This is a genomic window from Bartonella sp. AA56HLJMS (assembly GCF_042197145.1).
Classification (GTDB): domain Bacteria; phylum Pseudomonadota; class Alphaproteobacteria; order Rhizobiales; family Rhizobiaceae; genus Bartonella.
Window position 1 is genome coordinate 79,549 of record NZ_JBHIRL010000005.1, and the last position, 14,260, is coordinate 93,808.

At 40.8% G+C, this 14,260-nt stretch carries 12 protein-coding genes; 3 read left to right on the forward strand and 9 right to left on the reverse strand.

Annotation, left to right across the window (positions count from 1 at the left end; all coding sequences use genetic code 11):
- The first annotated feature begins 41 nt into the window (after nucleotides 1–41).
- Nucleotides 42–941 (forward strand): bifunctional methylenetetrahydrofolate dehydrogenase/methenyltetrahydrofolate cyclohydrolase FolD, encoded by a 900-nt coding sequence (folD, locus tag ACFINI_RS04140; protein WP_375646139.1) that lies wholly within the window; start codon nucleotides 42–44, stop codon nucleotides 939–941.
- Nucleotides 942–1,007: 66 nt separating this feature from the next.
- Here the strand turns inward: folD and edd are convergent, their stop codons facing one another.
- The 7 genes from edd to ACFINI_RS04175 all read right to left on the reverse strand — a co-directional run bounded on the left by edd (nucleotide 1,008) and on the right by ACFINI_RS04175 (nucleotide 9,439).
- A complete protein-coding gene (gene edd / locus ACFINI_RS04145; RefSeq protein WP_375646147.1) occupies nucleotides 1,008–2,831 on the reverse strand; it encodes a phosphogluconate dehydratase in 1,824 nt (607 codons plus the stop codon).
- 55 nt (nucleotides 2,832–2,886) lie between these two features.
- Nucleotides 2,887–3,639 (reverse strand): 6-phosphogluconolactonase, encoded by a 753-nt coding sequence (gene pgl, locus ACFINI_RS04150; RefSeq protein ID WP_375638019.1) that lies wholly within the window; start codon nucleotides 3,637–3,639, stop codon nucleotides 2,887–2,889.
- Between the two features lie 10 nt (nucleotides 3,640–3,649).
- Nucleotides 3,650–5,122, reverse strand: a complete 1,473-nt coding sequence (gene zwf / locus ACFINI_RS04155; RefSeq protein ID WP_375646154.1) for a glucose-6-phosphate dehydrogenase — start codon at nucleotides 5,120–5,122, stop codon at nucleotides 3,650–3,652.
- Nucleotides 5,123–5,242: 120 nt separating this feature from the next.
- Entirely contained in the window at nucleotides 5,243–6,526 is a 1,284-nt protein-coding gene (locus ACFINI_RS04160) for an NAD(P)/FAD-dependent oxidoreductase (protein WP_375646254.1), read from the reverse strand.
- An 11-nt stretch (nucleotides 6,527–6,537) separates the two neighbouring features.
- Nucleotides 6,538–7,965 (reverse strand): glutamine synthetase family protein, encoded by a 1,428-nt coding sequence (locus ACFINI_RS04165; RefSeq protein ID WP_375612069.1) that lies wholly within the window; start codon nucleotides 7,963–7,965, stop codon nucleotides 6,538–6,540.
- 455 nt (nucleotides 7,966–8,420) lie between these two features.
- The gene (locus ACFINI_RS04170) at nucleotides 8,421–8,717 is read right to left on the reverse strand and encodes a class I SAM-dependent methyltransferase (protein ID WP_375646257.1); all 297 of its coding nucleotides are present in this window, start codon (nucleotides 8,715–8,717) and stop codon (nucleotides 8,421–8,423) included.
- A gap of 116 nt (nucleotides 8,718–8,833) precedes the next feature.
- Nucleotides 8,834–9,439 carry a hypothetical protein gene (locus ACFINI_RS04175; RefSeq protein WP_375646260.1) on the reverse strand — a complete coding sequence of 202 codons (606 nt, stop codon included), beginning with the start codon at nucleotides 9,437–9,439 and terminating at the stop codon, nucleotides 8,834–8,836.
- 450 nt (nucleotides 9,440–9,889) lie between these two features.
- Between ACFINI_RS04175 and ACFINI_RS04180 the strand changes: the two genes are divergently transcribed.
- On the forward strand, nucleotides 9,890–11,311 hold the full coding sequence (locus ACFINI_RS04180; protein ID WP_375646161.1) for a coproporphyrinogen-III oxidase family protein: 1,422 nt from the start codon (nucleotides 9,890–9,892) through the stop codon (nucleotides 11,309–11,311).
- 10 nt (nucleotides 11,312–11,321) lie between these two features.
- Nucleotides 11,322–12,542 carry an MFS transporter gene (locus ACFINI_RS04185; protein ID WP_375613548.1) on the forward strand — a complete coding sequence of 407 codons (1,221 nt, stop codon included), beginning with the start codon at nucleotides 11,322–11,324 and terminating at the stop codon, nucleotides 12,540–12,542.
- A gap of 990 nt (nucleotides 12,543–13,532) precedes the next feature.
- Here the strand turns inward: ACFINI_RS04185 and ACFINI_RS04190 are convergent.
- On the reverse strand, nucleotides 13,533–13,658 hold the full coding sequence (locus tag ACFINI_RS04190) for a hypothetical protein (protein WP_375621113.1): 126 nt from the start codon (nucleotides 13,656–13,658) through the stop codon (nucleotides 13,533–13,535).
- 65 nt (nucleotides 13,659–13,723) lie between these two features.
- Complete coding sequence (locus ACFINI_RS04195; RefSeq protein WP_375646168.1) at nucleotides 13,724–13,897, reverse strand: hypothetical protein; 174 nt, start codon at nucleotides 13,895–13,897, stop codon at nucleotides 13,724–13,726.
- Nucleotides 13,898–14,260: the final 363 nt, after the last annotated feature.

Consider the following 14,260-nt stretch of genomic DNA (forward strand, 5'->3'; position numbering starts at 1 on the left):
TTTACAAAAAAAACAAACAGCCTTACCGAAAGGATCTCTGAATGAATAATATTATCGACGGAAAAAAACTTGCTGAAGAGATTATTGTGAAAGTTAAGGCCGAAACAGCAAAGCTCCGCCATCACTATAATATACAACCTAGTATCGCTGTTATTATCGTTGGAGATGATCCTGCAAGTCAAGTATATGTCACCTCAAAAAATAAAAAAGCCGAAGAATGTGGGTTTCTTTCAATCAAACATGTCGTTTCCAAAGAAACGCAAGAAAAAGAACTCCTTCAACTTATTGCAACATTAAATTCTGATCCCAAAATTCATGGTATTTTGGTACAGCTGCCTCTCCCTGCTCATATGAATACAAATCGTATAACACAAGCCGTTGCTTTCCAAAAAGATGTTGATGGTTTTCATTATATTAATGTAGGAAAACTCGCGGCAAACGCACTTGAAGATGCGATGATTCCCTGCACTCCAGCTGGTGCCATGATGATGATTGAACAACACTGTGGACGAGATTTATCTGGACTTGATGCTGTCGTTGTTGGACGCTCTAATATTGTTGGAAAACCTATGGCTGCTCTTTTAACAGCAGCCAATGCCACTGTGACAATTGCCCATAGTCGTACCCGTGACCTTGATGATGTGTGTCGAAGCGCTGATATTCTAGTAGCAGCTGTAGGCCGCCCACAAATGATTAAAAAAGACTGGATAAAAGATGGTGCAATTGTTATTGACGTCGGTATTAACCGCGTTGCTGCACCAGAAAAAGGTATAGGGAAAACACGTCTTGTTGGTGATGTCGATTTTGAAAACGTAAAAGAAAAAGCTGCTGCGATCACCCCTGTTCCAGGAGGCGTTGGACCAATGACAATTGCCATGCTTATGGTTAATACACTCAAAGCGGCCGCGCGATCACACAATCTGCCTATACCAAAATTCTAAAAATTGTAACAATTCCTTGTATATGGTTTCATTGTATATGATTCAGCTTATTTATTTTTGCATTTTTCATGTCATAAAAACAGATGCCCCTTGATCTGCACGATTAACGGATTGACGAAAAACATGAAAAAGTTCGCGTCCAACACCATGTTCGTTTTTTGAAAGATCCGGAGGTATGATTTTTCGCGCGTTAAATTTTACTAAATCCTCCAAAATGGTTAATTTACCCTCATGAGCATCAAGAAAAACAATATCACCATCCTGCAAACGTGCAATGGGGCCATTATCCACTGCTTCTGGTGTCACATGGAGAGCAGCAGGGATTTTTCCTGACGCTCCTGACATACGCCCATCGGTTATCAATGCTACCTTTTGACCGCGATCTTGTAAAACGCCTAAAATGGTCGTTAATTTATGAAGCTCTGGCATACCATTGGCTTTTGGTCCTTGATAGCGAATAACAGCGATAAAGTCTTTATTATGCAACACTCCAGATTTAAAAGATTTTTGTAGTTCCTCTTGATCATTAAAAACAAAGACTGGTGCTTTAATCTGCCAATACTCTGGTTTAACAGAGGAAACTTTTATAATAGCTGTTCCCAAATCTCCTGATAAAACACGAAGACCACCATCAAGCTGAAATGGCTTTCTCCACCCCGCTAACACCTTATGATCACCACTCTCCTTAAGAGCCGCTTCACGCACCACATGACCATCAGCAGAAAGCTTTGCTTCAATTGCATAAGCATTGAGATCTTTACCAAAAACCGTAGAAACATCTTCATGGACCAAGCCTGCCTCGATAAGCTCGCGAATAATAAATCCCATTCCCCCCGCAGCGTAAAAATGATTAATATCTGCTAAACCGTTAGGATAAATGCGCGCTAAAAGAGGCACAACGGATGAAATTTCTGCAATATCATGCCATGTCAATTTAATACCGCAAACAGCAGCCATAGCAATCAAATGAATCGCATGATTGGTAGAACCTCCTGTTGCATTTAATCCTACAATGGCATTCACAAAAGAACGCTCATCAATGATCATACCAAGTGGACTATAATGATCACCAAGATCTGTCATTTCAAGTACACGTTTCGTAGCTTCTTTTGTTAAAGCATCACGCAACGGTGTATTCGCATTAATAAAAGAAGCTCCAGGCATATGAAGCCCCATCATCTCCAGTATCACCTGATTAGAGTTAGCTGTTCCATAAAATGTACATGTTCCTGGCCCATGATAAGAACGTGCTTCTGATGCTAAAAGTGTTTGGCGATCTATTTTATTTTCCACGTAAAGTTGACGTATCTTCGCTTTTTCATCATTACCTTGACCACTTGTCATGGGACCAGCTGCTATAAAAATTCCTGGTAAATGACCAAATGTTAGGGCACCAATCAATAAACCTGGCACAATTTTATCACACACCCCAAGATACAATGCTGCATCAAAGACATCGTGTGATAAGCTTATAGCTGTTGCCATTGCAATTACTTCACGTGAAAAAAGGGAAAGCTCCATCCCCGCATTTCCCTGCGTAACACCATCGCACATCGCGGGAACACCACCTGCAACCTGTGCAACACCACCAACCATACGGGCCGACTCTTTAATTAAGTGAGGAAATTTTTCAAAAGGTTGATGTGCTGAAAGTATATCGTTATATGCCGTGATAATGCCAATATTCCCAACGATATTTCCCTTCAAACGCTCTTTATCTATTGCACCACAAGCAGCAAAACCATGAGCCTGATTGGCACATCCTAAAAAACTCCGTTTGGGGCGATGAACTTGTGCTTTCGCAATACGATCTAAGTAAATTTCTCGTGTTGATCGAGAACGTTCATAAATTCTTCGTGTAACTGTGGCAATTGTCTTGGAAAGTGCCATATTTCTCTCCCCCTTTCATTGTTTCTTCCCCTCATTCATTGAGAGAGATTACGTTTTATTCACTTTGTGTCACATATTTTGATTCACTTATTTCATTTTCTGCAGGCGACCAATAAACCTGAACGAGATGAGGGGAATTACGCAAAATTGCCCGAATAGGCATTTCTATTTCAGACCCGTCTTGACAAGCTTCTTCAAAACAATCGCGTTTCTGAAAACCCTCGAAATGGAGAATAACGCAACGAGATTGCATAATAACTGGCAAAGTTAGTGAGAGTCTTGGCTCAACAGCACTCTTAGCATGAAGGGGTAAAACAAGTGCTTGTGTTCGTAAATCAAGCGCTTGCTTTAAACGATCAGAATCAGGAAAAAAAGAAGCCGTATGTCCATCCTCCCCCATTCCTAAAACAACAACATCAAAGGGTTTAGGCAAAGTATTAACACGACTCGCCGCTGAAAAAGCAGCAAGTTCAGCAGTAATTGCTTTATGATAAAGCCCTACAAAACGTGCTTTTGCGGCAAAATTTTGTAACAAATGACACCGTACCATATGTTCATTTGAACGTTCATCGTGTGCAGGGACAAAACGTTCATCGACCAACGTGATAATAATCTTTTGCCAATCAATATCCGCTTTTGACAAATAATGAAAAAACAATTCTGGTGTTTTACCACCAGACACCGCTAAAACTGCTCTCTTGCGCTCAAGAACAGATACACTAAGCTCTGCGGCTACTCGATCTGCTAATGCCAAGGCTAAAGTCTGAGGGGTTTCAAAGTCTAAACGATCAATATTCATTCTATACATACTTATTGCTCTAAACTAAATTGTTCCATATACGCCCATCACGTTCCATGAGGCTCATCGAAGCAGACGGCCCCCATGAACCAGCGTTATAACTATGAACAGGCTGTTTTATTTCTTCCCATCCCTCAATGATTGGATCAATCCAACGCCAAGCAGCCTCAACTTCATCACGACGCATAAACAGTGTTTGATCTCCACGAATAACATCCATTAATAAACGTTCATAAGCATCAGGATTACGTTCAGAAAATGCAGAAGCAAAACTCATGTCTAATGGAATGTGACAAAACCGCATACCGCCATAACTTGGATCCTTAATCATCAACCATTGTTTTACACCTTCATCAGGTTGGAGACGAATTACAAGCCGATTAGAAAAAATTTCATCTAAATCCACATTAAAAATATTATGAGGAATAGGTTTAAAAACCACAACAATTTCAGACATTCGCGTGAACATGCGCTTACCTGTTCGTAAATAAAAAGGCGTATTAGCCCAACGCCAGTTATCAATCTTAACCTTAAGTGCTACAAATGTTTCACTCCCACTCGCTCTTCCTAGATCATCAAAATAAGACTCTACCGATATACCATTTGATAGACCAGAAAGATACTGCCCACGTACAGTATGCTGCCCTACATTATGGACATCAAGCGGTGTTAAAGAATGTAAAACTTTAAGTTTTTCATCGCGCACAGCATTAGCACTGTTGGTAAATGGTATTTCCATCGCAACCAAACAAAGTAACTGTAGCATATGGTTTTGAACCATATCGCGTAGAGCACCAGTGCTTTCATAGTATTCTGTACGCCCCTCTAACCCTAAAGATTCAGCAACGGTTATTTGAACATGATCAATATAATTGGAGTTCCATAGCGGTTCATAAAGTGTATTAACAAACCGCAATGCCATTAAATTTTGAACAGTTTCCTTCCCAAGATAATGATCAATGCGAAAGATCTGCTCTTCATTAAAGGCGCTTGCAAATACATCATTAAGTGAAACCGCTGTTTTTACATCGCAACCAATTGGTTTTTCAATGATAATCCGTGTTTGTGGTGTCACCAAATCATTTTTTTCCAACTTCATCGCAATATCAGCAAAAAGTGACGAACCAACAGCCAAATAAAAAGCTCGAATATCCGCTGAATCTTGTGACAGAAGGAGGGCTAAATCCTCCCACCCTCGATTTGAGGTAACATCAACAGAAACGTAAGTTAAACGTGCAAGAAAACGATTGAGTTCTGTTGAATTGAGATCTTTTGGATGGATATGTTTTTCTAAAGAAATGCGGACAAAATTTTGATATTCTTCACAACTTAAGGAAGTGCGCGAAACCCCAATAATACGTGTTGGCTCACTGAATTGCCCAGCACACTGACAATGATACAAAGCCGGCAAAAGCTTGCGCAACGCCAGATCACCATTGCCACCAAAAACAATACAATCAAAGGAAGAAACTGGAATAATTTTACGCACCATGAACTTGTTTATTTTTCTATTCGATTATGAAATCCCATATCACTTATAAAAGCTTTCATCATTAAAGCAGACAGATACTAAATAAGCCATTAATTTTCTTCATTTCAAGCAATGTTTACATTAAAGGCGATCCAATAAAGAAAACCAACGCATTGCTAAAAATATAAGCGGATAACGCAAAACGCGTCCCCCCGGAAAAGATGAAATCTTTAAGTCTTGGAAATAGGAAAAACGTTCATATTTTCCAGTTAACCATTCTGCGTATAATTTTCCCACGAAAGGAGCCAGCATAACGCCATGCCCTGAATAACCACCACAATAAGTTATCCTTGAGAAAAGTTGGCGAACATAGGGCATGCGCTCAACTGTGATGGCAACCGTTGCTCCCCACCGATGGCTTAAATTGATAGAATGTAATTGAGGATAAATTTCAACAATTTGCCGTTTTATACGTTCATCTAAATTTAGAGGATGCTTATTATCATAACTTTCTACACCACCAAATAAGAGACGATTATCAATGCTTTTGCGAAAATAGCGAACCATAAAACGGGAATCATCAACCGATTCCCCCCCTATAAGAATTGAACTATGCTTTGGTAATGGGTCCGTTGCTCCAATATAAGAGCGAATAGAAACAATATTTTTTTCAATAAAACGCTCCAGACCAAGTTTATACCCATTTGTTGCAAGTAAAACATGCTCTGCTGTTACACTGCCTTTTTCTGTTATTACTTTCCAATGTGCTCCCTTGCGCCTTACGGTCGTTACTTGTGACTTCTCATAAAGCTTAGCACCAGCATCTTGTGCTCTTTTTGCCAACCCAATAATCAATTTTAAGGGATTTATATGACCGGTATCCGCATCATAAATACCACCACAATAAAAAGTTGATCCAAGTCGCTCAAATGTTTCAGCCTTATCCATAAAAGTAAGCGCGTGATAGCCATAACGCTGCATCGCCTCAATATGCTGTTGATAAGAGAGAAGCTCACGCCTTTTATGAGTTACAGAAAGCTGTCCTCCTATCAAATCACAAGGACAATTAGGCATTGCGCATAAAGATAAAATATCTCTTTTAGCTTCTTCTGCCAAATCAAACAGAGCCTTACTGCGCTCAAAACCATACTTTTTTTCTAATGTTTCTACCCATTGCCGTTGCCCTGTTCCCAGCTGTCCACCATTGCGCCCTGAAGCGCCATCACCAAAACGTGATGCTTCAAACAAAACAACATCCACTCCAGCTTTGGCTAAATGATAAGCAGCCGAAAGACCCGTAAATCCGCCTCCAATAATGGCAACATCACACTGTCTGTTTTCACAAAAAGAAGGATAAGAGGGGCGCTCTTTTAAAGTATCTTCATACCAAGAAATTCCTGGAGAAATTGAATTATCATCAATCATCGTCATAAAATTTAAACATTCAGCAGGAGATATTCACGCTCCCACGGACTAATTACTTCCATAAAAGTTTCAAACTCTTGTCGTTTGATTGCAGCATAAGTACTGACAAACACATCCCCTAAAATAGCATGTATTGCTGTATCTTGTTCAAACAAATTAACTGCCTCAATGAGTCCACGCGGTAACTCAATATTATCAGCATTCACATTATTTGTCGTTGGCTCATCTGGCTCAATTTTTTGCTGTAAACCAATGAGACCACACGCTAAAGAAGCTGCAAGAGCTAAATAAGGATTCGCATCTGATGAAGGAAGCCTATTCTCGACACGCCGCGCTTGAGGAGCAGAACGAGGAACACGAAAAGCTGTAGTACGATTATCATATCCCCACCGCAAATTAACAGGAGCCGAATTATCAGGTACAAGACGTCGATAAGAATTCACGTAAGGCGCAAGCATCACAAGAACCCCTGGCATATGTTTTTGCAATCCACCAATAAAATGGCGAAAACAGATACTTTCTTCACCATTTTCCTGTGTAAAAATGTTCATACCCGTTTTCTTATCAACGACCGATTGGTGAATATGCATCGCAGAACCTGGCTGCCCCTGAATGGGTTTTGCCATAAATGTCGCATACATATTATGTTTTAGTGCTGCTTCACGAATTGTTCGTTTAAACATAAAAACTTGATCCGCTAACTCAATAGGATCACCATGACGTAAATTAATTTCAAACTGACCTGCTCCTTCTTCATGAATGAGGGTATCAATTTCCAATCCTTGTGCCTCTGAAAATTGATAAATATCATCAATCAAATCATCAAATTCATTAACACCAGCAATGGAATACCCCTGTCCACCACCAATTGAACGCCCAGAACGACCAACTGGTGGAACTAACGGATAATCAGGATCGGGATTTTTTTGTACCAAATAAAACTCAATTTCTGGTGCAACAACAGGGCTTAAACCCATTTTTGTGTAAAAATGAACCACTGTTCGTAAAACATTGCGTGGTGTGTAATCCACAACCTGACCATTTTGATACACAAGATCACAAATCACCTGTGCCGTAGGAGCATCTTCCCATGGAACAATGCTTAACGTAGAAAGATCAGGCTCAAGGCGTAAATCACCATCTGCTTTAGGATATTCAAAACCATGACCATCTTCCGGATAATCCCCTGAAATTGTTGCCATAAAAACTGCTGAAGGCAATGCCAATGATGTTTCCGATGTAAATTTTTTAGAAAGCATCATCTTGCCCCGTGGTACCCCTGCTTGATCAGGCGTAATACATTCAATATCCTCTACCTTACGGGAAGCAAGCCATTGTGAAACTTGTTCCCAATTGCACACACCACGTAAACTTTTGAGAAAACGAGAGACAGGTTTAAAATTCTTACTTTTCGTTTGTTCACCATTTTTTACAGCCATAACATACCAACTTTAAAAACAATCAAGTCCTATTCTTATTGTATCAGCCCATGCATAAACGACACGAAAAAAAATTATCAACTGATATTTTTGAAGAATACTATAAGATCCATCAAGGTAAAAGAACTTTGCGCTCAAAAAGCTATCCTATCACCATAGTGAAAAAATTGATATTGCACGCGATACATCGGTGCGAACCTTCTCCTTATATAAAACAGCGAGAAATACCATATTGTACGTAACCTAATTCCGATTCAAATAATCATATATAAGCAAACATTGGCGAGAATAATAAAGGCGAGATATTTAATTTCCTTTTGGTTGTAGCAATGCTTAATTAAAAGAAAAGAAACTTTTCTTTTAATATGAAGCAAGTTTTGTAACTCTATTGTTATCCACATAGAAGTAAACACCCTAGGATGGTGAGTAGCCTTTACAGCTGTGCTTACAAATACTCACCCCGCCGTAATATGCGTAAATGTATTTTCAGGATAAGACATACGCTCAGCATTTCCGACATGAAACTTAACCATCGTCTGCATAACAGAGCTATCAACCTTGTTCTGAGCGGATGGTACAGACTCTGCACTTATATCAATTCCCACCGCTTGACATTGCACTTCGCACACAATATTTAGAGCTGAGAATCCAGTGGAGCATACTAAATCCAATAGATAGGAATTTTTGCTAATTGCGCCATGCGTGATCCAACATTTGATAGTCTCCAGCCCACTAGGAGGTGTGTTATTTATATCTAAAAAGCCAAAAAATCAGGATATGAGAACACAATAATATCAATTTCCTTTGAACTAACGTCCTTTATCGTCGATCTTCCACCATCGTAAAATCTTTTTTGTATCAGTTGCTTTCACATACTTTGACTTATGATCTCGTGATACTGTGCAAACCGAGCACACATCCCCAGAGCCCAGATTATAATTAAGTTCGTACCATTCTGCTCTTTTATAGAGCTAATATTTGAAAATAAATAACCATAATCTTTAGATATAATACGCCTAGGTTCAATAATTACCGTACGCTTATGTAAATCACAACCCAATTGTGATAATGCCTCATAAATTTTACGAGGGTATTCGTCATTGACCGTCATGGCATCGCAGAACGCTGTGGAAGTCGGATATCCTCCGCCTAGACTGATAAAACTTTTTTGATCCTTCAATGCGTAAATATCCTTTCCAGCCTTAGTTAAGGTGGATACTATTAACTCAGTCGAATTCAAATTAGAGCCCACATGCAAAGGCACCCCATTAAGCCTAATCCTATTGGATTCTAGCAAAGATAATGCGGCACGTAACTTCGCCGCAGTCATACCAAAACACGATCTATCCCCGTTTTCCAGTACATGGCACAATCTCAATGAGATTTTAGGTAATATGTCAAAATGGCGTGCACGAGTGATGATGTCATGTAATTCGATAATATTATCACACTGGACATTTATATGTTTTCTAATAGGATAATTCTATCTCTTCTCGAAGTTTTACAGGGATATTAAAAAATATATATCTACCTTTAAAACCATCTTTTTGCGCTAATGATATTTCATAACCAGACGCAAATTCCAAATCCCAGCAACATAACAAAGATGCCCCGCACGTCCATTAAAATACCCTGCTTTTTCTCGCCCTAGGCATTCATAGCCCGACCACGTAAAACAGGATACCAATTACAATATCAGACCATAAGGCTGCAAGAGAAAGTTCTTTTATATTTTTATCTTTACATTGCCTCTTAAACAAGCTCATCTGTTCATATAATGAGTTATATGTATAATACATATAACTTCTACAAAAGGAGGATTCATTATGTTCCGTGAAAATCTTTGGTAATACACTCGGATGATTGGATCACCTGTCGCCCGTCAATAATATAGTGCGAGTTAAGAAATTGGGGGAGGTAAACTATGCAACTCGTGGATCATCCTTTTGTGAAGTTCGATCAACTCAAGCCGATTTACAACTTCACATATCCGTTATTTCGCACTATTTCAAATGAATTTTACGATTACCTAGACTTTAATAAACTAGCGCAAAGTAAGCAGATTCCACAAGCGCGTACCATTTCTCTTTATTTGCATATTCCCTTTTGTGAAACCATCTGTTCCTTCTGTCCCTTTCAGAAAGGGGCCTACAAGCACGTTAAGCAAATCGAATCTTATATGTCAGCGCTTACCACAGAGATCAGAAACAAAGGAAATTTCATTCGCTCGCTTAGAGGGCCCATCCGCAGCATCTATATAGGGGGCGGCACACCGTCGCTTTTGTCTGCAGATAATATCCGCCACATCGGAAAAGTATTGCATGCCGAATTTGAGCTCTCTTCCTTAGCCGAATTTACACTGGAAAGCGAACCGAAGAGCGTCACACGTGATAAACTTTATGCTGCCCGTGAGATCGGCGTTAACCGGATCAGCTTCGGTATACAGAGTTTCATTGAGCGTTTCCGATCATTGTTTAACCTCACCTCAACACGTGAACAAATCAACAATACCGTAGCTTGGTCACAAGAGATAATTGGACATGTCGGTTTAGACCTACTATATGGCATGCACAGCCAGCAAGCCGAAGAACTATTATACGATTTGAAGCAAGCCAGCGAGCTTCACCCTGAAACCATCAACCTCTATGCAATTAACAATCTGGCTATCACGTCGCAACTGCATAAGTCTTACGCACAAAAAGGGCTAAAGCCATCCAGCCTACAGCATCGACAGATGCTTCGCTTATTTAGCGACATCGTTATGCGCAGCTGCGGCTATGCGCCGTGTAATGGGCATTCCTATATCAAAATTGCCAATAACACTCCTCTAACGCTCGCTAAAACGAGTTCAGCTAATTATTTCCGCTATCACAAATATTTGCATGGTTATCATGACGATTATGTGGTTGGCTTCGGGGCGTCAGCAATGTCGATTCTCGGCTCACTCGTCACACGAGCCAATCCCAGTCGAAGCGGATACATTACCGACATACAACTTAAAGGCAAATCCAAAGTATACTACAATTGGGTATCAGCAGAGCAACAAGCCTCCAAGGCTTTGTGTATGAGGCTACCTTATAACGGTTATGCCAAAAAAGAAAGAATTGACTGGACCGCACTCCCCTCTTTCGTTTACAATAACCTACAACAGCTCATAGGTGCAGGTCTCATCGCAGAAAGTGATAACGATCTCCAGCTGACTCAGCGTGGTTGGCAATGGTATTCCAACCTTATGTATTTTCTTCTACCTCAGGCAGATAGGAATATCTTGGACGGCTATGTCGCAAACATGCTGAATACAACCGCCGTACTTGATGGACCAGCGGAAACCTGTGTGGCATCTTAAGGAGAACAGAATGTTCACGCTTTTTGCCAACAAGAACATACGCTATTTTTGCCTAACCGTTAGTCTGCTCGCCTTACTCAGCGGTGCTTTGCGCACTGCCATCCCGCTATTAGCAAGACAATCTGGATATGGCGTAGTCGGAGTAAGTTGGGCGCAAGGTCTCTTCTCATTAGCGTGGCCAATTTTCGGCATCCTTGCAGGCGTTTTACTTGATCGCTGCGACAAAATAAAACTTGCCACCACAGCTCTCTTCATCTTCATGCTACTGCATATTGTCCTGTTCATACTACTTATGATACAGATTACTCCAGCCGAACAAATTTTCTTCTATGCAACCATTGCTGGATTCATCGTCGTTTCTGCCGAAGCTTATATAATGACGATTCCACCACTTATCATGGAGGGAGAGCGATTGATGACCTTCTACTCTATTGTCTTGTTCTTAGATTTCGGGGTCTCCTATTTTCTTGCCCCTGTCATAACAAGCAGCATTTTAGCGCATAGCACACTGCTATTTCTCGGCCTTTTAATCGTGCTTTTTATCACATTGATTTTTACCGCTCGCCATGCTGTTCCGACATCGCCAACACCTGATAAAGAAAACATCACTTTCCGTTATATCATTGCCGGCTTTCATTTCATTTTTTCAAATCGGCATCTTTCCTCCCTTACATTACTCACATTCTTTCTATCGGTGGTATTTGGAGCATTCCTAACCTCATTCATCTTCTTCGTTACCGACAGTCAGTATCTGGGCCTACATAGCAGCCAATATGGCGTGATGTTTGCAGCCTACGCGCTTGGAACAATGGCAGGTGCCCTATTTGCACCGCGTATACGTTATGCACCGGTGCGCCTAGCTGTTCTCACTGACGGTTTAGGAACGGTTGTCTTGTTGCTGATTCCAGCCTTTTCAAAAAGTGCTGTCGTCGTATGGGGCGTCACCTTTATCGCTGGCATTGGAGCAAGCTTATGGTTTATTGGTGTTACCGCCTTCAGGCAGCGCCTCACACCAAAGCAACTTCTCGGGCGAGCTAATTCTGCTTTTCGAGTGATCGGCTATGCTGGAACGCCGGTCGGAAGCTTTTTGGTCGGCGTCCTTGGTTCTTTTATATCATTGCAGTTTGCTGCCACCTTTATCGCTGGGCTCCTATTGGTGGCTATCGCGATAACGCTTCCTTTTCTTTGGCAGGCTGATCATATAGACACACCCAACCCTGCCACGAGGTAACAGCTGCTTTTTAAAAAAGACACGGTCAAAAAAGGCACACATACCCTATTACGCAATCAATTGATCTATTCTTTGGACGAGAAAATTATCACCATAATGGCTGATAGAGCCAGCGGCACTATAGAAGCAGCCAAACAAGCGCTAAAGACAAAACAGCCCCTTTACGTTGCATTGGGCGATGATCCAACGCCTATATGAAGGATGCAGAGAGCTTATAGCGCACAGAGCGCGATTCTTAACTAAAAACTCCGCCCTAGCAATACCCCCTTATACTCCATCCATCACTCGCTGGACATCAAATGCCTCACCCCTTTACCGCTCCTCAAAATACATTTTGTTGCACTTACGCGCCGTATTCTTCCTTTGTAATTAAAAGACCAGCCCTCCTTTCCTAGTTTAGGATCTTTGCCTACACAACGCAGCAACAGATGCGACCATATATGCAATCACGCCTTAGGGCCTGCATAGTAGAAAGCTTAGTTCGAGAGATTCATAAAGCCTATATCCCAATAAATTTTCCACCCAATCCACCTTTTAAAAGGGCGGCTTTATATAAACCGTTAGAGCAAGCTATGAAATCCTTAGGTGTATTAGAAATAATTGGCGGTTTTACCTCAGACCAATGTTGATTGACTTTTACTCGTGCATATACGCAAGCGGTGCTACTCTTTTCTCAGATAGAAAGGACATAACCGTTACCATCTGACCTATTATTGTTTGAAAATAAAGAAAAAGTATCAGTGTGACTAATGATATTGAAGAGCTATCTCATTATGTGGCTGTACTTAATTACGGCATTGGGAAGCTAGTCACGTAATCACCCCCTTCTGCGCGCGCCTTCTGCATGATATTCATAAGATTTTATTACGCGGTAAACGCAGTACGTCCAAAAGCCTTAGCGAATTTCGCAAAGCACAAAATTAGCTTGGCGGTACGCAACTAAAGACAGCGTCATTCGTGCCGCCCACTCTTACCACAGCCCCACTCTCTCTACCACCATCCCCGCTTAGAATCGCGCCAACTCATCACCGGTGCCTCGTTAAACACCACACCAGTCTCAAGAGCGGTAAAATGCGCCTTGCCGCATTTAATCTTCAGCATTTCTTTAAGGCGCAAATCAAACTCGCTATTCGTTCCTTTTGTTTCCAGTACAAAATAAAGCTTTTGTGCGCCATCTCACTCTAAAAAAACATCCAATCAGGCGTATAAGAACCAATGGGAGTGGCTATTTTTAAATTTCTTGGCAGTTTAAAAAACAATCTTACATCAGAGTCATTATCGAGATTTTGCGCAAACTCTTTCTCAATACGGCTCTCACAAATCTCATGATCATAAACACTTTTCTCATTGACCACCGTTGGCCCTATGATCGCCTTTTCCGACCTAATTTTACAGATGTAGAATCAGTCTTATTATGATGCGCACATCCAGAGATTATTTTACCCTCTGCATTAGAACCAAAAACATGAACAATACACAGAGGCTTCGGTAAGAAGGCCAACCGCTCAATCTCAATCTACACAAAAATACATGTGCAGGCGAATGCCCTCCATAATATGCAATATTTCAAGCCCGTCCATAGTGGTACCCTTTTTAAAAATTGTGTCTATGGCTTATAATAATCTCCAAAATATACATTTAGCCCTTGTCTGAAATAGCTCAATTTTGGATTGATGAGAATAAAAACGCGCTGCGATAATCACGTTGTTCAGCCCTCA